The 22,648-nt window shown below is 70.0% G+C and carries 20 protein-coding genes; 17 read left to right on the top strand and 3 right to left on the bottom strand.

Translation table 11 applies throughout. The features are described from left to right. Window positions 1-26: 26 nt before the first annotated feature. Window positions 27-2,252, bottom strand: a complete 2,226-nt coding sequence (locus tag ACFU8W_RS13170; RefSeq protein WP_384035650.1) for an elongation factor G-like protein EF-G2 — start codon at window positions 2,250-2,252, stop codon at window positions 27-29. Between the two features lie 267 nt (window positions 2,253-2,519). Here ACFU8W_RS13170 and pgsA point away from each other — a divergent pair, with 267 nt between their 5' ends. The 15 genes from pgsA (at window position 2,520) to ACFU8W_RS13095 (ending at window position 18,032) form a co-directional block, all read left to right on the top strand. Next, window positions 2,520-3,188 carry a phosphatidylinositol phosphate synthase gene (gene pgsA / locus ACFU8W_RS13165; protein ID WP_345513171.1) on the top strand — a complete coding sequence of 223 codons (669 nt, stop codon included), beginning with the start codon at window positions 2,520-2,522 and terminating at the stop codon, window positions 3,186-3,188. After that, window positions 3,185-4,120: a phosphatidylinositol mannoside acyltransferase gene (locus ACFU8W_RS13160; protein ID WP_384035646.1), complete on the top strand. Its 936-nt coding sequence runs from the start codon at window positions 3,185-3,187 to the stop codon at window positions 4,118-4,120. Before pgsA ends, ACFU8W_RS13160 begins: the two co-directional genes overlap by 4 nt. After that, complete coding sequence (locus ACFU8W_RS13155; protein ID WP_384035643.1) at window positions 4,117-5,277, top strand: glycosyltransferase family 4 protein; 1,161 nt, start codon at window positions 4,117-4,119, stop codon at window positions 5,275-5,277. Before ACFU8W_RS13160 ends, ACFU8W_RS13155 begins: the two co-directional genes overlap by 4 nt. 82 nt (window positions 5,278-5,359) lie before the next feature. Then, window positions 5,360-5,905 carry a hypothetical protein gene (locus ACFU8W_RS13150; protein WP_266987897.1) on the top strand — a complete coding sequence of 182 codons (546 nt, stop codon included), beginning with the start codon at window positions 5,360-5,362 and terminating at the stop codon, window positions 5,903-5,905. Window positions 5,906-6,084: 179 nt separating this feature from the next. Further along, on the top strand, window positions 6,085-7,005 hold the full coding sequence (gene pdxS / locus ACFU8W_RS13145) for a pyridoxal 5'-phosphate synthase lyase subunit PdxS (RefSeq protein ID WP_266987900.1): 921 nt from the start codon (window positions 6,085-6,087) through the stop codon (window positions 7,003-7,005). A gap of 6 nt (window positions 7,006-7,011) precedes the next feature. Then, on the top strand, window positions 7,012-7,605 hold the full coding sequence (gene pdxT / locus ACFU8W_RS13140; RefSeq protein ID WP_345513174.1) for a pyridoxal 5'-phosphate synthase glutaminase subunit PdxT: 594 nt from the start codon (window positions 7,012-7,014) through the stop codon (window positions 7,603-7,605). A gap of 62 nt (window positions 7,606-7,667) precedes the next feature. Further along, window positions 7,668-8,420 carry a YebC/PmpR family DNA-binding transcriptional regulator gene (locus tag ACFU8W_RS13135; RefSeq protein WP_345513175.1) on the top strand — a complete coding sequence of 251 codons (753 nt, stop codon included), beginning with the start codon at window positions 7,668-7,670 and terminating at the stop codon, window positions 8,418-8,420. A 193-nt stretch (window positions 8,421-8,613) separates the two neighbouring features. Beyond that, a complete protein-coding gene (gene ruvC / locus ACFU8W_RS13130) occupies window positions 8,614-9,183 on the top strand; it encodes a crossover junction endodeoxyribonuclease RuvC (protein WP_384035638.1) in 570 nt (189 codons plus the stop codon). Beyond that, window positions 9,180-9,806: a Holliday junction branch migration protein RuvA gene (gene ruvA / locus ACFU8W_RS13125; protein WP_384035635.1), complete on the top strand. Its 627-nt coding sequence runs from the start codon at window positions 9,180-9,182 to the stop codon at window positions 9,804-9,806. Before ruvC ends, ruvA begins: the two co-directional genes overlap by 4 nt. Window positions 9,807-9,889: 83 nt before the next feature. Further along, the gene (ruvB, locus tag ACFU8W_RS13120; RefSeq protein ID WP_384035632.1) at window positions 9,890-10,963 is read left to right on the top strand and encodes a Holliday junction branch migration DNA helicase RuvB; all 1,074 of its coding nucleotides are present in this window, start codon (window positions 9,890-9,892) and stop codon (window positions 10,961-10,963) included. Between the two features lie 164 nt (window positions 10,964-11,127). Beyond that, the gene (yajC, locus tag ACFU8W_RS13115) at window positions 11,128-11,625 is read left to right on the top strand and encodes a preprotein translocase subunit YajC (RefSeq protein ID WP_384035629.1); all 498 of its coding nucleotides are present in this window, start codon (window positions 11,128-11,130) and stop codon (window positions 11,623-11,625) included. Between the two features lie 146 nt (window positions 11,626-11,771). Further along, window positions 11,772-13,508, top strand: a complete 1,737-nt coding sequence (secD, locus tag ACFU8W_RS13110) for a protein translocase subunit SecD (RefSeq protein ID WP_384035625.1) — start codon at window positions 11,772-11,774, stop codon at window positions 13,506-13,508. Window position 13,509: 1 nt separating this feature from the next. After that, window positions 13,510-14,616, top strand: a complete 1,107-nt coding sequence (gene secF / locus ACFU8W_RS13105) for a protein translocase subunit SecF (RefSeq protein ID WP_384035623.1) — start codon at window positions 13,510-13,512, stop codon at window positions 14,614-14,616. Further along, window positions 14,613-15,164: an adenine phosphoribosyltransferase gene (locus ACFU8W_RS13100; protein ID WP_266987914.1), complete on the top strand. Its 552-nt coding sequence runs from the start codon at window positions 14,613-14,615 to the stop codon at window positions 15,162-15,164. Before secF ends, ACFU8W_RS13100 begins: the two co-directional genes overlap by 4 nt. 294 nt (window positions 15,165-15,458) lie before the next feature. Continuing rightward, window positions 15,459-18,032 (top strand): RelA/SpoT family protein, encoded by a 2,574-nt coding sequence (locus ACFU8W_RS13095; protein WP_384035619.1) that lies wholly within the window; start codon window positions 15,459-15,461, stop codon window positions 18,030-18,032. 231 nt (window positions 18,033-18,263) lie between these two features. Here ACFU8W_RS13095 and ACFU8W_RS13090 read toward each other — a convergent pair whose 3' ends face one another. Then, the gene (locus ACFU8W_RS13090; RefSeq protein WP_345513185.1) at window positions 18,264-19,493 is read right to left on the bottom strand and encodes a DUF349 domain-containing protein; all 1,230 of its coding nucleotides are present in this window, start codon (window positions 19,491-19,493) and stop codon (window positions 18,264-18,266) included. Between the two features lie 202 nt (window positions 19,494-19,695). Beyond that, window positions 19,696-20,484 carry a peptidylprolyl isomerase gene (locus ACFU8W_RS13085; RefSeq protein ID WP_384035616.1) on the bottom strand — a complete coding sequence of 263 codons (789 nt, stop codon included), beginning with the start codon at window positions 20,482-20,484 and terminating at the stop codon, window positions 19,696-19,698. 158 nt (window positions 20,485-20,642) lie between these two features. On the opposite strand from ACFU8W_RS13085, the gene ACFU8W_RS13080 reads away from it, so the two are divergent. Continuing rightward, window positions 20,643-21,329 (top strand): MBL fold metallo-hydrolase, encoded by a 687-nt coding sequence (locus tag ACFU8W_RS13080; protein WP_266987922.1) that lies wholly within the window; start codon window positions 20,643-20,645, stop codon window positions 21,327-21,329. Window positions 21,330-21,342: 13 nt separating this feature from the next. Beyond that, window positions 21,343-22,605 carry a histidine--tRNA ligase gene (gene hisS / locus ACFU8W_RS13075; protein ID WP_327247415.1) on the top strand — a complete coding sequence of 421 codons (1,263 nt, stop codon included), beginning with the start codon at window positions 21,343-21,345 and terminating at the stop codon, window positions 22,603-22,605. The last annotated feature ends 43 nt before the right edge of the window (window positions 22,606-22,648 follow it).

Below are 22,648 nucleotides of genomic sequence, written 5' to 3'. Positions count from 1 at the left end.
TGGACAAGGGCGGGCGGGGCCGCCGACTAGGCGCCGTTTGCGGTGTTTTCCTGCTGTTCGCGGAGGCGATCGGCGAGCTGCGGTGGCATCGGTTCGTGCCGGGCGTACGACCGGTCGAACCGGCCGGTGCCGTGCGACAGGGAGCGCAGGTCGATCGCGTACCGGCCGATCTCCAGCTCGGGCACCTCGGCCCGCACGAGCGTGCGCCCCGCCCCTGACTGCTCGGTGCCGATCACCCGGCCGCGGCGCCCCGACAGATCGCTCATGACCGGCCCCACGTAGCCGTCGGGGACGAGAACCTGGACCTCGGAGACAGGTTCGAGGAGCTGGATCCGGGTCTCCGCAGCCGCTTCACGAAGGGCCAGTGCGCCCGCCGCCTGGAACGCCGCGTCGGACGAGTCCACGGAGTGGGCCTTTCCGTCCCGCAGGGTGATCCTCACGTCGACGAGGGGGTGGCCGGCCGCCACTCCGCGGGCGGCCTGGGCGCGTATCCCCTTCTCCACGGACGGGATGAACTGGCGGGGTACGGCTCCGCCGACCACCTTGTCGACGAATTCGATGCCCGAACCGGGTGGCAGCGGCTCCACCTCGATCTCGCAGATGGCGTACTGGCCATGGCCGCCGGACTGCTTGACGTGCCGTCCGCGGCCGCTCGACGGGCCGGCGAACGTCTCGCGCAGGGACACCTTGTGGGAGACGGTGTCGACCTGTACCCCGTACCGGGTACGCAGCCGGTCCAGTGCCACGTCCTGATGGGCCTCGCCGAGGCACCACAGAACCACCTGATGGGTGTCCTGGTTCTGTTCGAGGCGCATGGTCGGGTCCTCGGCGACGAGCCGTGCGAGCCCCTGGGAGAGCTTGTCCTCGTCCGCCTTGCTGTGGGCCTCGATGGCCAGTGGCAGCAGCGGGTCGGGCATGGACCAGGGCTCCATCAGCAGCGGATCCTCCGGAGCGGAGAGGGTGTCCCCGGTCTCGGCGCCGCCCAGTTTGGCGACGCAGGCCAGGTCTCCGGCGATGCAGCTGGTCAGGGCGCGCTGCTGCTTGCCGAACGGGGCGGACAGCGCGCCGACGCGGACCTCTGCCTCGTGGACGGGACGGGGTTCGTGGCCGGGGTCGGTGAGTCCGTGGCCCAGGACGTGGATCGTTTCGTCGGGGCGCAGCGTGCCGGAGAAGACGCGGACCAGGGAGACGCGGCCGACGTACGGGTCGGAGGCCGTCTTGACGACTTCGGCGACCAGCGGTCCGTCGGGGTCGCAGGACGGGGCGGGGCGGAGGGCGCCGCTCGGCGTGGTGACAGCGGGCAGCAGGCGCTCCAGCGGGGTCGGGAAGCCCCCGGTGATCAGATCCAGGAGTTCGACCGTACCGATGCCCTGGCGCCCGTCCTCGCCGGCGGGCGCCGCCGTGAGGACGGGGTGGAAGGCGTCGCGGGCGACGGCGCGCTCCAGGTCGTCGATCAGCGTCTTGATGTCGATGTCCTCGCCGCCGAGGTACCGGTCCATCAGGGTCTCGTCCTCGCTCTCGGCGATGATCCCTTCGATCAGCCGGTTGCGGGCGTCCTGGAGCGGTGCGTGCTGGTCGTCGGAGGGCGGGGTCTCTTTCCGTTCACCGGAGGAGTAGTCGAAGACACGCTGCGTGAGCAGTCCGGTGAGCCCGGTCAGCGGGGCGTGCCCGTCCGGGCCCTCGGGGCCGAGCACGGGCAGATAGAGAGGCAGTACGGCGTCGGGGTCGTCGCCCCCGAAGATCTCGCCGCAGACGCGGGTCATCTCGTCGAAGGACGTGCGGGCCGTGTCGAGGTGGGTGACGACGATGGCGCGCGGCATGCCGACGGCGGCGCACTCCTCCCACACGGCGCGGGTGGTGCCCGCCACCGCGTCGGCCTCCTGGGCCGCCGACACGATGAAAAGGGCCGCGTCCGCTGCCCGCAGACCGGCCCTGAGTTCCCCGACGAAGTCGGCGTACCCGGGGGTGTCCAGCAGATTGACCTTGTACCCGCCCCATTCCACGGGGACCAGGGAGAGTTGTACGGAGCGTTGCTGGCGGTGTTCGATCTCGTCGTAGTCGGAGACCGTGCCGCCGTCCTCGACCCGGCCGGCCCGGTTGACCGCTCCAGCGGTCTGCGCGAGGGCTTCGACGAGGGTGGTCTTGCCCGATCCGCTGTGGCCGACCAGCACCACGTTCCGTACGGAGGAGGGCCGGTCGGCCGTTGCTGCTCTGCCGGCGGCCCCGGTGTGTGCATGTGCCTTGTCGCCCATGATGTGCCTCCCGGTGGGGTGCGCTGTGCGGGGAGATTGTCTGGCGCGGTGGGGGAGAAGGAGGACGCGGGCACGAGGAGCCGCCGCGGCGGCTACGACGACGCCCGCGGTAATTCGAGCTTTCCACTCCGGTCAGGTTGCGTCCATACGTCGGACGCCGACGCACGAGGACGGATGCCCGGACAGTGGACGCGTCCGACTGGTGACTACGATGGGCCAGCCGGTGGCCGAAGGGGCCGCACGGCCCACCGACCCCTCGGGAAGGCCATGCTGAACAAGTACGCGCGTGCATTTTTTACGCGTGTCCTCACACCGTTCGCCGCCCTGCTGCTCCGTCTCGGCGTGAGCCCTGACGCGGTCACGCTCATCGGTACGGCCGGAGTGATGGCAGGTGCGCTGGTCTTCTTCCCCATGGGGGAGTTCTTCTGGGGCACGATCGTCATCACGATCTTCGTCTTCTCCGACCTCGTCGACGGCAACATGGCCCGACAGGCCGGCATCTCCAGCCGCTGGGGCGCCTTCCTGGACTCGACCCTGGACCGGGTCGCCGACGGTGCGATCTTCGGCGGGTTCGCACTCTGGTACGCGGGCAACGGCGACGACAACGTGATGTGTGCGGTGGCGATCTTCTGCCTGGCCAGCGGCCAGGTGGTCTCCTACACGAAGGCGCGGGGCGAGTCGATCGGGCTGCCGGTCGCGGTCAACGGTCTGGTGGAGCGGGCCGAGCGGCTGGTCATCTCCCTGGTGGCGGCCGGGCTCGCCGGGCTCCACGCGTTCGGTGTGCCGGGGATCGACATCCTGCTGCCGATCGCGCTGTGGATCGTCGCCGTGGGCAGCCTGGTGACGCTCGTACAGCGTGTCGTGACCGTGCGCCGCGAGTCCGCGGAGGCCGACGCGGCAGCCGCGGCGGACCGGGGGAGCGAGGCGGCGAAGTGAGCGGCGCCGAGGGTGGACCGAGGGCCGGGCTGAAGGACCGGCTGACCGACGGGCTGTACGGGCTCGGCTGGGGCGCGGTCAAGAAGCTGCCGGAGCCGGCCGCCCGGGCGCTCTTCCGTACCCTCGCCGACCAGGTCTGGAAGCGGCGCGGCAAGAGCGTGCTGCGGCTGGAGTCGAACCTGGCCAGGGTGGTGCCGGACGCGAGCCCGGCCCGGCTCGCCGCACTCTCCAAGGCCGGGATGCGCTCGTACATGCGCTACTGGATGGAGTCGTTCCGGCTGCCCACCTGGAGCCCGGAGCGGATCAGGGCCGGCATAGACGTGACGGACGTCCACCGGCTGACCGGGGGTCTGGACGCCGGACGCGGTGTGATCCTTGCGCTGCCGCACCTGGGGAACTGGGACCTGGCGGGAGCCTGGGTCACCACCGATCTGAAGGTGCCGTTCACCACGGTCGCCGAGCGGCTGAAGCCCGAGTCGTTGTACGACCGGTTCGTCGCCTACCGTGAGGGGCTCGGCATGGAGGTCCTGCCGCACACCGGCGGGTCGGCCTTCGGCACCCTGGCGCGGCGGCTGCGCGACGGCGGACTGGTCTGCCTGGTCGCCGACCGCGACCTCTCCGCCTCCGGCGTCGAGGTGCAGTTCTTCGGTGACACGGCACGGATGCCCGCCGGACCCGCGCTCCTGGCCCAGCAGACCGGCGCGCTGCTGCTGCCCGTGACGCTCCGGTACGACGAGACGTCCGTGATGAAGGCCCGGATCCACCCGGCCGTCGAGGTGCCCGAGTCAGGTACGCGCACCGAGAAGACGTCTGTGATGACGCAGGCGCTGGCCGATGCCTTCGCCACCGGAATCGCCGAGCACCCGGAGGACTGGCACATGCTGCAGCGGCTCTGGCTCGCCGACCTCGAACCCCGTGGAGAGCAGTCGTGAAGATCGGCATCGTCTGCCCGTACTCCTGGGACGTACCGGGCGGCGTCCAGTTCCACATCCGCGACCTGGCCGAACACCTGATCCGCCTGGGCCATCAGGTATCGGTGCTGGCCCCCGCCGACGACGAGACGCCGCTGCCGCCGTACGTGGTGTCGGCGGGCCGTGCCGTGCCCGTCCCGTACAACGGCTCCGTCGCCCGGCTGAATTTCGGTTTCCTGTCCGCGGCGCGGGTGCGCCGCTGGCTGCACGACGGCACCTTCGACGTGATCCACATCCATGAGCCGACCTCGCCGTCTCTCGGCCTGCTCACCTGCTGGGCCGCGCAGGGACCGATCGTCGCCACGTTCCACACCTCGAATCCGCGCTCCCGCGCGATGATCGCCGCGTACCCGATCCTGCAGCCCGCGCTGGAGAAGATCAGTGCGCGCATCGCGGTGAGCGAGTACGCGCGCCGGACCCTGGTCGAGCACCTCGGCGGCGACGCGGTCGTCATCCCGAACGGGGTCGATGTCGGCTTCTTCGACAAGGCCGATCCCAAGGTCGAGTGGCAGGGCGGGACGATCGGCTTCATCGGGCGTATCGACGAGCCCCGCAAGGGCCTGCCCGTCCTGATGCGGGCGCTGCCCGCCATCCTCGCCGCCCGCCCGGAGACCAGGCTGCTGGTGGCAGGGCGCGGCGACGAGGAGGAGGCGGTCGCCTCACTGCCCGAGGCGATGCGCGAGCGCGTCGAATTCCTCGGCATGGTGAGCGACGAGGACAAGGCGCGGTTGCTGCGCAGTGTCGATGTGTACGTCGCGCCGAATACGGGCGGCGAGAGCTTCGGGATCATCCTGGTCGAGGCGATGTCGGCGGGCGCGCCGGTCCTCGCCAGCGATCTGGACGCGTTCGCCCAGGTACTGGACCTGGGTGCGGCGGGCGAGCTGTTCGCCAACGAGGACGCGGAGGCGCTGGCGTCGGCGGCGATCCGGTTGCTCGGCGACCCGGAGCGGCGCGCGGAGCTCAGCGACCGTGGCCGCGCTCATGTGCGACGGTTCGACTGGTCGACGGTGGGGGCGGACATCCTCGCGGTGTACGAGACGGTGACGGACGGGGCCGCGTCGGTGGCGACGGACGAACGTACGGGGCTGCGGGCCCGGTTCGGGCTGGCCCGGGACTGAGGCGGGCCTCAGCGGTCCTTGTCCCGCGCTGCGGCGGGCCGGAGGGCGGGGCGGGGTGCCCGCGACGGTAGCCTTGCGGCCCGTGACCGAAACCCTCATCTGGATCGCCGTCGCGCTCGTCGCGATCGGCCTGTACCTCAGCTGGACCGCCGGGCGGCTGGACCGGCTGCACACGCGGATCGACGCCGCCCGCGCCGCCCTCGACGCCCAACTGCTGCGCCGTGCCTCGGTCACCCAGGAACTGGCCACATCCGGTGTCCTCGACCCGGCCGCTTCCATCGTGCTGTACGAGGCCGCGCACGCCGCCCGGCAGTCCGAGGAGGAACACCGTGAGGTGGCGGAGAGCGAGCTCAGCACCGCGCTGCGGGCCGTGTTCGGTGAGACGGCGCAGGTGGAGGCGGTGAAGGAGATTCCCGGCGGTGAGGAGGCGGCGTCCGAACTGGCCGCGGCCGTGCGCCGGGTGCCGATGGCGCGGCGGTTCCACAACGACGCGGTGCGCGCGGCGCGGGCGCTGCGCCGCCACCGCACGGTGCGCTGGTTCCGGCTGGCCGGGCACGCACCGTTCCCGCTGGCCTTCGAAATGGACGACGAGCCGCCGGTGGCCCTGGCGGACCGCCCGGTCAGCTGACCCGGACGCGTACCGCCCCTGCCCCGTACGGGGTCGTACGAGGCGGTACGCGGCCGTACGCAGCCAAAACGATCCACCGGCCCCTTATTGGCCCTTGTCGTGGACTGGTCCCGGAGAGTTTGCTCTGCAGTGCATCACCCAGCACATTCAGCATCTTTTTCTCCGAGTGAGGTCGATCCGTGTCCACGCTTCCCAGCACCCCGCAGTCCGCCGACTCCCCGGCTACCGGCACCGCCCGCGTGAAGCGCGGCATGGCCGAGCAGCTCAAGGGCGGCGTGATCATGGACGTCGTCAACGCCGAGCAGGCGAAGATCGCCGAGGACGCGGGCGCCGTGGCCGTCATGGCCCTGGAGCGGGTGCCCGCCGACATCCGCAAGGACGGCGGCGTGGCCCGGATGTCCGACCCGAACATGATCGAAGAGATCATCGAGGCCGTCTCCATCCCGGTGATGGCGAAGTCCCGCATCGGCCACTTCGTCGAGGCGCAGGTCCTGCAGTCCCTCGGTGTCGACTACATCGACGAGTCCGAGGTCCTCACCCCGGCCGACGAGGTCAACCACAGCGACAAGTTCGCCTTCACCACGCCGTTCGTCTGTGGCGCCACCAACCTGGGCGAGGCGCTGCGTCGCATCGCCGAAGGCGCGGCCATGATCCGCTCCAAGGGCGAGGCCGGCACCGGCAACGTCGTCGAGGCGGTCCGCCACCTGCGCCAGATCAAGAACGAGATCGCCCGGCTGCGGGGCTACGACAACAACGAGCTGTACGCCGCCGCCAAGGAGCTCCGCGCCCCGTACGAGCTGGTCAAGGAGGTCGCCGAGCTCGGCAAGCTGCCCGTCGTGCTGTTCTCCGCCGGTGGCGTCGCCACCCCGGCCGACGCCGCGCTGATGCGTCAGCTCGGCGCCGAGGGCGTCTTCGTCGGCTCCGGCATCTTCAAGTCCGGCGACCCGGCCAAGCGCGCCGCCGCCATCGTGAAGGCCACCACCTTCTACGACGACCCGAAGATCATCGCGGACGCCTCCCGCAACCTGGGCGAGGCCATGGTCGGCATCAACTGCGACACCCTGCCCGAGGCCGAGCGCTACGCCAACCGCGGCTGGTAGTCACAGATGAGCGACACCCCTGTGATCGGAGTCCTGGCTCTCCAGGGCGACGTACGGGAGCACCTGATCGCCCTGGCCTCGGCAGACGCCCTGGCCAGGCCGGTCCGGCGCCCCGAAGAGCTCGCCGAGGTCGACGGTCTCGTCATACCCGGCGGCGAATCCACCACGATGTCCAAGCTCGCCACCCTGTTCGGCATGCTGGAACCGCTGCGCGAGCGGGTCCGCGCCGGTATGCCGGTCTACGGCACCTGCGCCGGAATGATCCTGTTGGCCGACAAGATCCTCGATCCGCGCTCGGGCCAGGAGACCATCGGCGGCATCGACATGATCGTGCGTCGTAACGCCTTCGGGCGGCAGAACGAGTCCTTCGAGGCCGCCGTCGAGGTCGCCGGGATCGAGGGCGGCCCGGTCGAAGGCGTCTTCATCCGCGCCCCCTGGGTGGAATCGGTCGGCGCCGGGGCCGAGGTGATCGCCGAGCACGGCGGCCATATTGTCGCCGTACGTCAGGGAAACGCCCTGGCGACGTCATTCCACCCGGAACTGACCGGTGACCACCGGGTTCACGCACTCTTCGTCGACATGGTGCGCGCCAAGGGGTGAACGGATCCCGGTAGGATCTCCGTTGTTCATTTCTACTGGCGACGCGTTGTAAGGAGCTGGCGATGTCCGGCCACTCTAAGTGGGCTACCACCAAGCACAAGAAGGCCGTGATTGATGCCAAGCGCGGCAAGCTCTTCGCCAAGCTGATCAAGAACATCGAGGTCGCGGCCCGCACCGGCGGCGTGGACCCCGAGGGCAACCCGACCCTCGTCGATGCGATCCAGAAGGCGAAGAAGAGCTCCGTCCCGAACAAGAACATCGACTCCGCGGTCAAGCGCGGTGGCGGTCTCGAAGCGGGCGGCGTCGACTACCAGACCATCATGTACGAGGGTTACGGCCCGAACGGTGTCGCGGTGCTCATCGAGTGCCTCACCGACAACCGCAACCGTGCCGCCTCCGACGTGCGTGTCGCGATGACCCGCAACGGCGGTTCGATGGCCGACCCGGGTTCGGTCTCGTACCTCTTCAACCGCAAGGGTGTCGTCATCGTCCCCAAGGGCGAGCTCACCGAGGACGACGTCCTCGGTGCGGTGCTCGACGCGGGCGCCGAGGAGGTCAATGACCTCGGTGAGTCCTACGAGGTCGTCAGCGAGGCCACCGACATGGTCGCGGTCCGTACCGCGCTCCAGCAGGCGGGCATCGACTACGACTCGGCCGAGGCCAACTTCCTGCCCACCATGCAGGTCGAGCTGGACGAGGAAGGCGCGCGCAAGATCTTCAAGCTGATCGACGCGCTGGAGGACAGCGACGACGTGCAGAACGTCTTCGCCAACTTCGACGTCTCGGACGAGGTCATGGAGAAGGTCGAGGCCTGAGACGGCGGACGACGCCTCCCCGCGTGAGCGGGGATGGCCCGGAGACGGGCAGCGTCCGGCCGCTGTACAGGGGCACTCTCCGCGCGGGCGGAGCCGACGGGCCGACGGGGACACACCCCGTCGGCCCGTCGCATTGTCAGTGCGAGCCGATAGCCTGCGGGAACAGTTGACCGATCGGCAGAGGGGGCGCTTCATGCGGGTACTGGGCGTGGACCCGGGACTCACCCGGTGCGGCGTCGGCGTCGTCGAAGGAGTGGCGGGCCGCCCCCTGACGATGCTCGGGGTCGGCGTCGTCCGCACCTCCGCCGATGCCGAGCTCGGCCACCGACTGGTTGCGATCGAGCGCGGCATCGAGGAGTGGCTCGACGAGCACCGCCCCGAATTCGTCGCCGTGGAGCGGGTTTTCAGCCAGCACAATGTCCGTACGGTGATGGGCACCGCCCAGGCCAGTGCGGTCGCCATGCTCTGTGCGTCCCGCCGCGGCATCCCCGTCGCCCTGCACACCCCCAGCGAGGTCAAGGCCGCCGTCACCGGCAGCGGCCGCGCCGACAAGGCGCAGGTCGGAGCGATGGTCACCCGGCTGCTTCGGCTCGACGCACCACCGAAACCCGCCGACGCCGCCGACGCCCTGGCCCTCGCCATCTGCCACATCTGGCGGGCCCCGGCCGTCAACCGCCTCCAGCAGGCGCACGCGGCCGCCGCCGCCCGTGGCCACCGCGTTTCCCGTACTCCTGCAGTTCCCGTCCGGAAGGTCCCCCGATGATCGCCTTCGTCAGCGGCCCCGTCGCCGCACTCGCCCCGACCACGGCCGTGATCGAGGTCGGCGGCATCGGCATGGCCGTCCAGTGCAGCCCCCACACCCTCGCCGACCTGCGGATCGGCCAGGAGGCCCGGCTGGCCACCTCCCTCGTCGTACGGGAGGACTCGCTCACCCTCTACGGCTTCGCCGACGACGACCAGCGGCAGGTCTTCGAGCTGCTCCAGACCGCCAGCGGCGTCGGCCCCCGGCTCGCCCAGGCAATGCTCGCCGTGCACAGCCCGGACGCCCTGCGCCTTGCCGTCTCGACCGGCGACGAGAAAGCCCTCACCGCCGTCCCCGGCATCGGCAAGAAGGGCGCGCAGAAACTCCTCCTCGAACTGAAGGACAGACTGGGCGAGCCCGTCGGGGCCCACATCGGCCACCAGGGCATCGGCACCGCCGTCACGTCCTCGTGGCGCGACCAGCTTCAGGCCGCCCTGATCGGCCTCGGATACGCGACCCGTGAGGCCGACGAGGCGGTCACCGCTGTCGCCCCGCAGGCCGAGGCCGTGCTCGCGGAGGGCGCCCAGCCGCCCGTACCGCAGCTGCTGCGGGCCGCTCTGCAGACCCTCAACCGCGCACGCTGACCGCACGACGGCCGGACGCGACACCCCCGACGCCCGGGCACCGCACGGCCCGGCACCGAAACACCCGAGGCGGGACTGACCGAATGAACTGGGACGACACCGGACCCGACACCGACGAGCGGCTCGACGAGCGCCTCGTCGACGCCGGCGCGGACGGCGAGGACACGGCGGTCGAAGCGGCCCTGCGGCCGAAGGACCTCGACGAATTTGTCGGCCAGGAGAAGGTGCGCGAACAGCTCGACCTGGTCCTGAAGGCCGCCCTCGCCCGCGGCGCCACCGCCGACCACGTGCTGCTCTCCGGCGCCCCCGGCCTCGGCAAGACCACCCTCTCCATGATCATCGCCGCCGAGATGGGCGCCCCGATCCGGATCACCTCGGGTCCCGCCATCCAGCACGCGGGCGACCTCGCCGCGATCCTCTCCTCCCTCCAGGAGGGCGAGGTCCTCTTCCTCGACGAGATCCACCGCATGTCACGGCCCGCCGAAGAGATGCTCTACATGGCGATGGAGGACTTCCGCGTCGACGTCATCGTCGGCAAGGGCCCCGGTGCCACCGCCATTCCCTTGGAACTTCCGCCCTTCACCCTCGTCGGCGCCACCACCCGGGCCGGACTCCTGCCGCCTCCGCTGCGCGACCGCTTCGGATTCACCGGCCACATGGAGTTCTACGCCCCCACCGAACTGGAACGCGTCATCCAACGCTCCGCCCGCCTCCTCGACGTCGCGATAGACGCCGAAGGGGCAGCCGAGATCGCCGGGCGCTCCCGTGGCACACCCCGTATCGCCAACCGGCTGCTGCGCCGCGTCCGCGACTACGCCCAGGTCAAGGCGGACGGCCGGATCGACCGCGGCGTCGCCTCCGTCGCCCTCGGGGTGTACGAGGTCGACGGCCGGGGTCTCGACCGGCTGGACCGGGCGGTGCTCGGCGCGCTCCTGAAGCTCTTCGGCGGCGGACCGGTCGGTCTGTCCACCCTCGCGGTCGCCGTGGGGGAGGAACGCGAGACGGTCGAGGAGGTCGCGGAGCCCTTCCTGGTACGGGAAGGACTGCTGGCCAGGACGCCGCGGGGTCGGGTCGCCACCCCTGCGGCCTGGGCTCATCTCGGTCTCGTCCCCCCTCAGCACGGCGGAAAGGGACAACAGGGTCTGTTCGGGGCGTGATGCGTCACAGGTTCGCCCGGACAGGAACCAGGGTGCGATGCTGGGCGTTGTTCCATCGATGCGGACTCGCTTAGACTCCGCCGATGCCGCCCGCACAGGGCGGCATACCCACCCCCGTAGATCAGGCCGCATTCCAGCGCGGTCGTGCGAAGGAAAATCGTCCCGTGAATCCCGTGACTCTCCTCCCCTTCATCGTGCTCATCGGGGCCATGTTCCTGATGACCCGGTCCGCCAAGAAGAAGCAGGCTGCCGCCGCGCAGATGCGCAACGAGATGCAGCCCGGCACCGGCGTTCGGACGATCGGGGGCATGTACGCCACCGTCAAGGAGCTTCACGACGACACGGTTCTCCTCGAGGTCGCGCCCGGCGTTCACGCCATCTACGCCAAGAACGCCATCGGTGCCGTCCTCGACGACGCGGAGTACAACCGCATCGTCCACGGTGACGACGACGAGCTCGACGGCGCGGTCGTGCCGGACGACGCGTCCTCGCTGACCGAGCACGTCGAGGCCGACACGGACGTCGACACCGACGCGGACGCCGCGGACGATGCCAAAATCGACCTGGGCAAGAAGGCCGAGGCCGGCGACGTCGAGCCGAAGGACGCCAAGGCCGACGAGAAGTCCGAGGGCAAGGCCGACGGCGAGGCCGACGCGAAGTAATTCACGACCCGGGGATGCCATGAGCCCACCGGCGTCCGGCATCCCCGGGACCGTGCGATCTTCTGCGGGGGCAGGTCCCCACAACACTTCGTGGCCGCTCGGGCGCACACCCGGCGCGGGGCGGTTGGACAGGGAGAAACGAGAAGGTGGCAGCACCGAAGAAGGGCCGAGGGCCGTCCGGCGGTCAGGGCAGGCCGGGGCGCGCCCTGGCTCTGATCCTGATCGCCATGGTCGCGCTCACCGGCGGGATGTTCTTGTCCGGTCACACCACGCCACGGCTGGGTATCGACCTGGCGGGCGGCACGTCGATCACGCTCAAGGCGAAGAGCCAGCCCGGTAAGCCGGACGCGATCAACCAGACCAACATGGACACCGCGGTCAGCATCATCGAACGCCGTGTCAATGGTCTGGGTGTCTCCGAGGCCGAGGTCCAGACCCAGGGCCGGGACAACATCATCGTCAACATCCCCAAGGGAACGAACTCGAAGCAGGCCCGGGAGCAGGTCGGTACGACCGCCCAGCTCTACTTCCGGCCCGTGCTCGCCGTCACCGAGGGCAAGGCGACGCCCACCGGCACCGCCAGCCCCTCGGCCTCCGGCTCGCCGAAGCCGAGCGCGTCGCCCAGCAGCAAGGAGACGGCCTCCGGTTCCAAGGCCACTCCCTCGGCGAGCGCCACCACCCAGGGCCGTGCGGTCACCGGCGCGCTGACGAAGGACACGTCGCCCAGCCCCAGCGCCTCCGGCACGCCGAAGGCGTCCGCGAGCCCGTCGGCCTCGGCCGACCCGGCCACCGCCGAGCTGCAGAAGAAGTTCGCGGAGCTGGACTGCTCCACCAAGGCCGGCCGCGCGAAGGCCGGTACCGACGTGAAGCCCACCGACACCACGGTCGCGTGCAGCTCCGAGGGCGACGCCAAGTACGTCCTCGGCCCGGCCGAGGTCTCCGGTACGGACGTGGACAGCGCCAAGGCCGCGATCGACCAGCAGCGCGGCATGTGGATCGTGCAGATGGACTTCACCGACAAGGGCTCGAAGAAGTTCCAGCAGATCACCTCGAAGCTGTCCACGCAGCAGTCGCCGATGAACCAGTTCGCCATCGCGCTCGACGGCGAGGTCGTCTCCGCGCCCCAGGTGAACGAGACGCTCAGCGGCAGCGCCGAGATCTCCGGCAGCTTCACCCAGCAGTCCGCCCAGGACCTGGCGAACGTGCTGTCCTACGGTGCGCTCCCGCTGTCCTTCAACGAGGACACGGTCACCACGGTCACCGCGGCCCTCGGCGGTGAGCAGCTCCAGGCGGGTCTGATCGCCGGTGCGATCGGTCTGGCCCTGGTCGTCATCTACCTGGTGGCCTACTACCGCGGACTGGCGCTCATCGCGCTCCTCAGCCTCCTGGTCTCCGGCATCCTCACCTACACACTCATGTCGCTGCTCGGCCCGGCCATCGGCTTCGCGCTGAACCTCCCCGCGGTCTGTGGCGCCATCGTGGCGATCGGTATCACCGCGGACTCGTTCATCGTGTACTTCGAACGCATAAGGGACGAGATCCGCGAGGGCCGTACCCTGCGTCCGGCCGTCGAGCGCGCCTGGCCGCGCGCCCGTCGCACCATCCTCGTCTCCGACTTCGTGTCGTTCCTCGCCGCCGCGGTGCTCTTCATCGTCACCGTCGGCAAGGTCCAGGGCTTCGCCTTCACGCTGGGTCTCACCACCCTGCTCGACGTGGTCGTGGTGTTCCTCTTCACCAAGCCCGTCATGACGCTGATGGCCCGTACGAAGTTCTTCTCCAGCGGTCACTCGTGGTCCGGCCTGGACCCGAAGCGGCTCGGTGCCAAGCCGCCGCTGCGCCGCTCGCGCCGTGTCAACGCCCCCATCGACCCGAAGGAGGCGTGAGATGTCGCGACTCGGCAGTCTCGGTGCCCGGCTCTACCGCGGCGAGGTCGGTTACGACTTCATCGGCAAGCGCAAGATCTGGTACGGCATCTCGGTCCTGATCACCATCACGGCTGTCGTCGCCGTGGCGGTCGGCGGACTCAACATGGGGATCGAGTTCAAGGGCGGCGCGGTCTTCACCACGCCGTCGACCAGTGCCACGGTCGCCCAGGCGGAGGAAGCCGCGACCACCGCCTCCGGCCACCAGGCGATCGTCCAGAAGCTCGGCAACGGCGGTCTGCGTATTCAGATCACCGAAGTCGACCTGGCGAAGTCCGACGCGATCAAGGCGGAGCTCTCCAAGGACCTCAAGGTCCCCGAGGAGAAGATCAACGCCGACCTGGTCGGCCCCAGCTGGGGTGAGCAGATCGCCAACAAGGCCTGGACCGGCCTCGGCGTCTTCATGATCCTCGTGGTGATCTACCTGGCCATCGCGTTCGAGTGGCGCATGGCCATCGCGGCCCTGGTCGCACTGATCCACGACATCACCATCACGGTCGGGATCTATGCCCTGGTCGGCTTCGAGGTCACCCCGGGCACCGTGATCGGTCTGCTGACCATCCTCGGTTACTCCCTGTACGACACGGTCGTCGTCTTCGACAGCCTCAAGGAGAGCACGAAGGGGATCACCAAGCAGACCCGCTGGACGTACAGCGAGATCGCCAACCGCTCGATCAACGGCACGCTGGTCCGCTCCATCAACACCACCATCGTGGCGCTGCTTCCGGTCGCCGGCCTGCTGTTCATCGGCGGCGGTGTCCTCGGCGCCGGCATGCTGAACGACATCTCGCTGTCGCTGTTCGTCGGCCTCGCCGCCGGCGCGTACTCCTCGATCTTCATCGCCACCCCGCTGGTCGCCGACCTCAAGGAACGCGAGCCGCAGATGAAGGCCCTGAAGAAGCGGATCCTCGCCAAGCGCGCGTCAGCAGCCGCCAAGGGCGAGTCCGCCGAGGACGAACAGTCCTACGAGGACGACGTCATCGGGGAACCCGCGCCCGCCGCCGCGGTCGTCGGTCAGCGCCAGCAGCCCCCCAGGGGCCACGGTCGGACCCCGGGGAAGCGTCGATGACCAGCACCACCGAGAGCACCAGGGAACTGCTGCTCAGCCGTATCCGTGACGTGGCGGACTATCCGAAGCCGGGCGTGATGTTCAAGGACATCACCCCGCTGCTCGCGGACCCGGTCGCGTTCACGGCCCTCACCGACGCCCTCGCGGAGCTGTGCGTACGGCACGGCGCCACGAAGGTCGTCGGTCTGGAGGCACGCGGCTTCATCCTGGCGGCGCCGGTTGCGGTCCGGGCCGGGCTCGGCTTCGTGCCCGTCCGCAAGGCGGGGAAGCTGCCCGGCGCCACGCTCAGCCAGGCGTACGAGCTGGAGTACGGCACCGCGGAGATCGAGATACACGCGGAGGACCTCACGGCCGAGGACCAGATCATGGTCATCGACGACGTCCTTGCCACCGGCGGCACCGCTGAGGCATCACTGCAGCTGATCCGCCGGGCCGGCGCCCGCGTCGCGGGCGTCGCGGTCCTCATGGAGCTCGGCTTCCTCGACGGCCGCGCGCGTCTGGAGTCCGGTCTGGCCGGTGCTCCGCTGGAGGCGCTCATCCGCGTCTGAGACTGTCACGCATGCATCGGGTGCCCGGAACAATTTCCGGGCACCCGATGGTGCGTCTGCGGTATTCGCACCCATGTTCGCGGGAGCCGGGCCGGGCCCCGCCTCATGCATCGCGCCGCCGCTCAGCCCCTGCCGCACTGGGGACAGCGGCACACCGGCACGCACAGGACGGGCACCGGGAACACTCCGGGGCCCGTCCCGTGTTGTGAGGGTCCCACGGTCCCCGGGGGAGGTCCGGCCGCAGGGTCGATACGATGGCCTTTCCGGGAGTCCGGATCCGCATGAGGAGCGCTCTTGCCAGACGAGGCCCAGCCAGTCGCCGCCCCGCAGCCCGACAAGCCCGCGGCGGTCCCAGCCACGCCCGGGAAGAAGCAGCCCGCGGCGAAGGAGAAGCCGAAGCCCCCGGCTCCCGAACCGGCGAGCAGCGCCTCGCAGACTCCCCCCAGGGTGAACGGGCCCGCGCCGGTGTCGCCTGCCCAGCCGGCCGCCGTCTCCCCGCCTCCGGCCGCCCCGAAGCCCCCGGCCAAGCCCGCCGCCAAGCCCGTGGCTCCGGTCGCTCCGGCCCGCTCCAGCGGCTCCTCCAACCGGGTACGGGCCAGGCTCGCCCGGCTCGGCGTGCAGCGCTCCAGCCCGTACAACCCGGTTCTCGAACCGCTCCTGCGCGCGGTCCGCAGCAACGACCCCAAGATCGAGACGTCCACGCTGCGCCAGATCGAGCGCGCCTACCAGGTCGCCGAGCGCTGGCACCGCGGTCAGAAGCGCAAGAGCGGCGACCCGTACATCACGCATCCGCTCGCCGTCACGACCATCCTCGCCGAGCTCGGCATGGATCCGGCAACGCTGATGGCCGGTCTGCTCCACGACACGGTCGAGGACACCGAGTACGGCCTGGACACCCTGCGCCGGGACTTCGGCGACCAGGTCGCGCTGCTGGTCGACGGCGTCACCAAGCTGGACAAGGTGAAGTTCGGCGAGGCGGCGCAGGCCGAGACCGTACGCAAGATGGTCGTCGCCATGGCCAAGGACCCCAGGGTCCTCGTCATCAAGCTCGCCGACCGGCTGCACAACATGCGCACCATGCGCTACCTCAAGCGGGAGAAGCAGGAGAAGAAGGCCCGCGAGACGCTTGAGATCTACGCGCCCCTGGCCCACCGCCTGGGCATGAACACCATCAAGTGGGAGCTCGAGGACCTCGCGTTCGCGATCCTGTACCCCAAGATGTACGACGAGATCGTCCGTCTCGTCGCCGAGCGGGCCCCCAAGCGCGACGAATACCTCGCCATAGTGACCGACGAGGTCCAGGCCGACCTGCGCGCCGCCCGGATCAAGGCCACCGTCACCGGACGGCCGAAGCACTACTACAGCGTCTACCAGAAGATGATCGTGCGAGGCCGCGACTTCGCCGAGATCTACGACCTGGTGGGCATCCGCGTCCTCGTCGACACCGTCCGTGACTGCTATGCGGCGCTCGGCACCGTGCACGCGCGATGGAATCCGGTCCCCGGCCGGTTCAAGGACTACATCGCGATGCCCAAGTTCAACATGTACCAGTCACTGCACACCACGGTGATCGGTCCCAGCGGCAAGCCCGTCGAGCTGCAGATCCGTACGTTCGACATGCACCGCCGCGCCGAGTACGGCATCGCGGCGCACTGGAAGTACAAGCAGGAGGCCGTCGCCGGCGCCTCCAAGGTCCGCACCGACGTACCCAAGCACACCGGCCGCGGCCAGGACACCGTCAATGACATGGCGTGGCTGCGCCAGCTCCTCGACTGGCAGAAGGAGACAGAGGACCCCAGCGAGTTCCTGGAGTCCCTGCGCTTCGACCTCTCCCGCAACGAGGTCTTCGTCTTCACGCCCAAGGGCGACGTCATAGCGCTGCCCGCGGGCGCGACCCCGGTCGACTTCGCGTACGCCGTGCATACGGAGGTCGGCCACCGGACCATAGGGGCACGGGTCAACGGGCGGCTCGTACCGCTCGAATCCACCCTCGACAACGGCGATCTCGTGGAGGTCTTCACCTCCAAGGCGGCCGGCGCCGGACCGTCCCGGGACTGGCTGGGCTTCGTCAAGTCGCCGCGTGCCCGGAACAAGATCCGCGCCTGGTTCTCCAAGGAGCGCCGCGACGAGGCGATCGAGCAGGGCAAGGACGCCATCGCGCGCGCCATGCGCAAGCAGAATCTGCCGATCCAGCGGATCCTGACCGGCGACTCGCTCGTCACCCTGGCCCACGAGATGCGCTACCCGGACATCTCGTCCCTGTACGCGGCGATCGGCGAGGGCCATGTCGCGGCCGCGGGTGTCGTGCAGAAGCTGGTCCAGGCGCTCGGTGGCGAGGACGCGGCCAATGAGGACCTGGCGGAGAGCGCGCCGCCCTCGCGCAGCCGCGGCAAGCGCCGCTCCAACGCCGACCCGGGTGTGGTCGTCAAGGGCGTCGAGGACGTCTGGGTCAAACTGGCCCGCTGCTGCACGCCCGTCCCCGGCGACCCGATCATCGGCTTCGTCACCCGTGGCAGCGGCGTCTCCGTGCACCGGGCCGACTGCGTCAACGTGGACTCGCTGTCGCAGCAGCCCGAGCGGATCCTGGATGTCGAATGGGCGCCGACCCAGTCCTCGGTCTTCCTCGTCGCCATCCAGGTCGAGGCCCTCGACCGGTCGCGGCTGCTCTCGGACGTCACTCGCGTCCTGTCCGACCAGCACGTGAACATCCTGTCGGCGGCCGTACAGACCTCACGGGACCGGGTGGCCACGTCGCGGTTCACTTTCGAGATGGGCGACCCGAAGCACCTCGGACACGTGCTGAAGGCCGTACGGGGCGTGGAGGGCGTCTACGACGTCTACCGTGTGACCTCGGCCCGCAGGCCCTGACCCCGACCGCCCCCGCAGCCCCCCGCCCGACCGCGCGGGGGGCTGCGGGGCGTCGCGCCCGACCGCTCGCCCAGGCGCGGGGCTCGTCGTCGCATCGGCGGCCGGCTCCCCGATGACCTCGGCGGCGTTGCGGACACCCTCGTCCTCCCCCGATGCCGACAGGCCTTCCACCGAAACGCCGAAGGGCCCTCCGTCACCGACGGAGGGCCCTTCAGGCTGTCTGAACAGCTGTCAGCCGCCGAACTCCTCCAGGCCCTTCAGCGCCTGGTCCAGCAGGGCCTGACGGCCCTCCAGCTCACGGGCCAGCTTGTCGGCGCGGGCGTTGTTGCCCGCGGCGCGCGCCGTGTCGATCTGCGAACGCAGCTTGTCGACGGCCGCCTGAAGCTGACCGGTCAGACCCGCGGCGCGCGCACGCGCCTCCGGGTTCGTCCGGCGCCACTCCGACTCCTCGGCCTCCTGGAGCGCCCGCTCCACCGCCTGCATCCGCCCCTCGACCTTCGGGCGCGCGTCGCGCGGCACGTGGCCGATGGCCTCCCAGCGCTCGTTGAGGGCACGGAAAGCGGCCCTGGCCGCCTTCAGGTCCTTCACCGGCACCAGCTTCTCGGCCTCGACCGCGAGCTCCTCCTTCAGCTTGAGGTTCTCGCCCTGCTCCGCGTCCCGCTCGGCGAAGACCTCGCTACGGGCGGCGAAGAAGACGTCCTGCGCACCGCGGAAACGGTTCCACAGATCGTCTTCGGCCTCGCGCTGGGCGCGGCCCGCCGCCTTCCACTCCGTCATCAGATCGCGGTAACGCGCGGCCGTCGTTCCCCAGTCCGTGGAACCGGAGAGCGCCTCGGCCTCGACGACCAACTTCTCCTTGGCCTTGCGGGCCTCCTCGCGCTGGGCGTCCAGCGACGCGAAGTGCGCCTTGCGGCGCTTGGAGAACGCCGAGCGCGCGTGCGAGAAGCGGTGCCACAGCTCGTCGTCCGACTTGCGGTCGAGCCGCGGCAGGCCCTTCCACGTGTCGACGAGTGCCCGCAGCCGCTCGCCCGCGGAGCGCCACTGTTCGCTCTGCGCCAGCTCCTCGGCCTCGGCGACCAGTGCCTCCTTGGCGTGCTTCGCCTCGTCGGTCTGCTTCGCCTTCTGTGCCTTGCGCTCCTCGCGACGGGAGTCGACCGTCGCGACCAGCGCGTCGAGCCGCCTCCGGAGCGCGTCGAGGTCGCCGACGGCGTGATGCTCGTCGACCTGCTGACGCAGATGCTCGATGGCGGTCGTCGCGTCCTTCGCCGACAGGTCGGTGGTCTTCACCCGCCGTTCGAGGAGGCCGATCTCGACCACGATGCCCTCGTACTTGCGCTCGAAGTAGGCCAGAGCCTCCTCGGGAGAGCCGGCCTGCCACGATCCGACAACCTGCTCGCCATCGGCTGTACGCACGTACACGGTGCCCGTCTCGTCGACACGGCCCCACGGGTCGCTGCTCACAGCGCCTCCTCCACCTGATGCCTGTGAGAGGGTTCACCCCCCTGGCATCGTCCACAGTTTCCTGGGGCGGGCCGCGCCCGCCCTGCACAACGCCAATCTAGGCGACCGGCCGCCCGGCTGTCCGCACTCAGCGCGGCCGAAATTCTTCGGCCTGCACGCCGAAGGCCGGGCCGGCACCGCCGGTCAGGCCCTCGGCGTCGGATCAGACCTTGTCGACGGCCGCCTTGGAGATGGTGACGGCCTTCTTCGGAGCACCGTCGGCAGCACCGCCCGTGACACCCGCGGTCCCGACCTTCTGCACGGCCTTCAGCGAGGCGGCGTCCATCGTGCCGAACGGCGTGTAGGTCGGAGGCAGCTTGCTGTCCTTGTACACCAGGAAGAACTGGCTGCCGCCGGTGTGCGCCTGTCCGGTGTTGGCCATCGCCACCGTGCCCGCCGGGAACGTCACCGTGCCGTCCTTGCCCGCCTTGCCCAGCGCGGTCAGGTTCTCGTCCGGGATCGTGTAGCCGGGGCCGCCCGTGCCGTCGCCCTTCGGGTCACCGCACTGCAGGACGAAGATGCCCTGCGTGGTCAGCCGGTGACACTTCGTACCGTCGAAGAAGCCCTTGTCGGCGAGGGACTTGAACGAGTTCGTCGTGTGCGGGGTCTTCGCCGCGTCCATCGTGAACCCGATGTCGCCCTGGCTCGTCTTCAGCGAGAACGTGTACTTCGCCTTCTTGTCGATCTTCATCGCAGGCTCGGGCGCACTGCTCTCGCTCGCCGAGGGCGACGCGGACGGGCTCGCGCTCGCCGCCGCGTCGCTCTTCTTGTCCTTGTCGTCGTCGCCGACGGAGACGTACGCGGCGACCCCGACGACCGCCACCACGGCCAGCGCCGATGAGATGACGACAGTGAGTCGCCTCGTCCTCCGGCGGGCCTCCTCCCGGCGCTGCTGCTGCCGCTCGAACTTCTCCCTGGCGAGCTGCCGCCGCCGCTGATCGCTGCTGACCACCGGGTGATCTCCTTGTACGTCGTCTGATCGGGCCTGGGTTGCCCCGTACCGTATATGGGTTAGCTGTGGAATGAGGAGCGCCGGTAGGCTCTGAACTGCCGCGACCTCCTCGGTCGCGGTCACCGCAGCCCTCCGTCGGACGACCATTAAGGACGATCGTGCTCATTGCCGGGTTCCCCGCCGGGGCCTGGGGGACCAATTGCTACCTGGTCGCCCCCGCCGCAGGCGAGGAGTGCGTGATCATCGACCCGGGCCACCAGGCCACGCAAGGAGTCGAGGAGACGCTGAAGAAGCATCGGCTGAAGCCCGTCGCCGTCGTGCTCACCCATGGCCACATCGACCATGTCGCCTCCGTCGTCCCGGTGTGCGGCGCGCATGACGTCCCCGCCTGGATCCACCCCCAGGACCGGTACATGATGAGCGACCCGGAGAAGGCCCTCGGCCGATCCATCGGGATGCCGCTCATGGGCGAGCTGACGGTGGGGGAGCCGGACGACGTCAAGGAGCTGAGCGACGGCGCCCTCCTGAAGCTGGCCGGTCTGGAGTTCGGTGTCGCGCATGCGCCCGGCCATACCAAGGGGTCGGTGACGTTCAGGATGCCCGAGGCCGCGGATGTTCCGCAGGTGCTCTTCTCGGGCGACCTGCTCTTCGCCGGCTCCGTCGGACGCACCGACCTGCCCGGCGGCGACCATGCCGAGCTGCTCGAGTCGCTGGCCCGTGTGTGCCTGCCGCTCGACGACTCGACCGTGGTGCTGTCCGGCCACGGCCCCCAGACGACCATCGGCCGCGAGCGCGCAACGAACCCGTATCTGCACGGTATGGACGCGCCCCGACGAGGAATGTGACGAGAGACAGACTGTGAGCACGTTCAAGGCCCCCAAGGGCACGTACGACCTGACCCCGCCCGACTCCGCGAAGTACCTCGCGGTGCGCGAGGCGATCTCCGCCCCCCTGAAGAACTCCGGCTACGGCTACATCGAGACACCCGGCTTCGAGGACGTCGCGCTCTTCTCGCGCGGTGTCGGTGAGTCCACCGACATCGTGTCCAAGGAGATGTACACCCTCACCACCAAGGGCGGCTCCGAGCTCGCGCTGCGCCCCGAGGGCACCGCGTCCGTGCTGCGCGCCGCACTGGAGGCCAACCTCCACAAGCTCGGCAACCTGCCGGTCAAGCTCTGGTACTCCGGCTCGTACTACCGCTACGAGCGCCCGCAGAAGGGCCGCTACAGGCACTTTTCGCAGGTCGGCGCCGAGGCGATCGGTGCGGAGGACCCGGCACTGGACGCCGAACTGATCATCCTGGCCGACCAGGCCTACCGCTCCCTGGGCCTGCAGAACTTCCGGATCCTGCTGAACTCGCTGGGCGACAAGGAATGCCGCCCCGTCTACCGGGACGCCCTCCAGGGCTTCCTGCGCGAGCTCGAGCTGGACGAGGACACCCGCCGCCGCATCGAGCTCAACCCGCTGCGGGTTCTCGACGACAAGCGCCCCGAGGTGCAGAAGCAGCTGGTCGGCGCCCCGGTGCTGCGCGACTACCTGTGCGACGCGTGCAAGGCGTACCACGAGGAGGTCCGCGACCTGCTGACCGCCGCCGGTGTCGCGTACGAGGACGACGAGAAGCTCGTCCGCGGCCTCGACTACTACACCCGCACCACCTTCGAGTTCGTCCACGACGGACTCGGCTCGCAGTCCGCGGTGGGCGGCGGCGGCCGCTACGACGGTCTGTCCGAGATGATCGGCGGTCCGGCGCTCCCGTCGGTCGGCTGGGCGCTCGGGGTGGACCGCACGGTGCTCGCACTGGAGGCGGAGGGCATCGAGCTCGAACTGCCCGCCTCCACCAGCGTCTTCGCGGTGCCGCTCGGTGAGGAGGCCCGCAGGGTGCTGTTCGCCAAGGTGACGGAGCTTCGCAAGCTGGGCGTGGCCGCCGACTTCGCGTTCGGCAGCCGCGGTCTCAAGGGGGCGATGAAGAGCGCCAACCGGTCCGGTGCGCGCCTGACCGTCGTCGCCGGTGAGCGCGATCTCGCCGACGGCGTGGTTCAGCTCAAGGACATGGAGTCGGGCGAGCAGCAGCCGGTCGCGCTGGACGCGCTGGTGGCCGAGATCCAGCAGAAGCTGGCCTGATCCGCCGTTTTCCCTGTGCCCGCCCGGTCCGCCGGGCGGGCAC

The organism is Streptomyces sp. NPDC057565 (genome assembly GCF_042801455.1).
Taxonomy (GTDB): domain Bacteria; phylum Actinomycetota; class Actinomycetes; order Streptomycetales; family Streptomycetaceae; genus Streptomyces; species Streptomyces yanii.
Note: the sequence above shows the minus strand (reverse complement) of the source record. Positions and strands in the feature narration are given on the sequence as shown.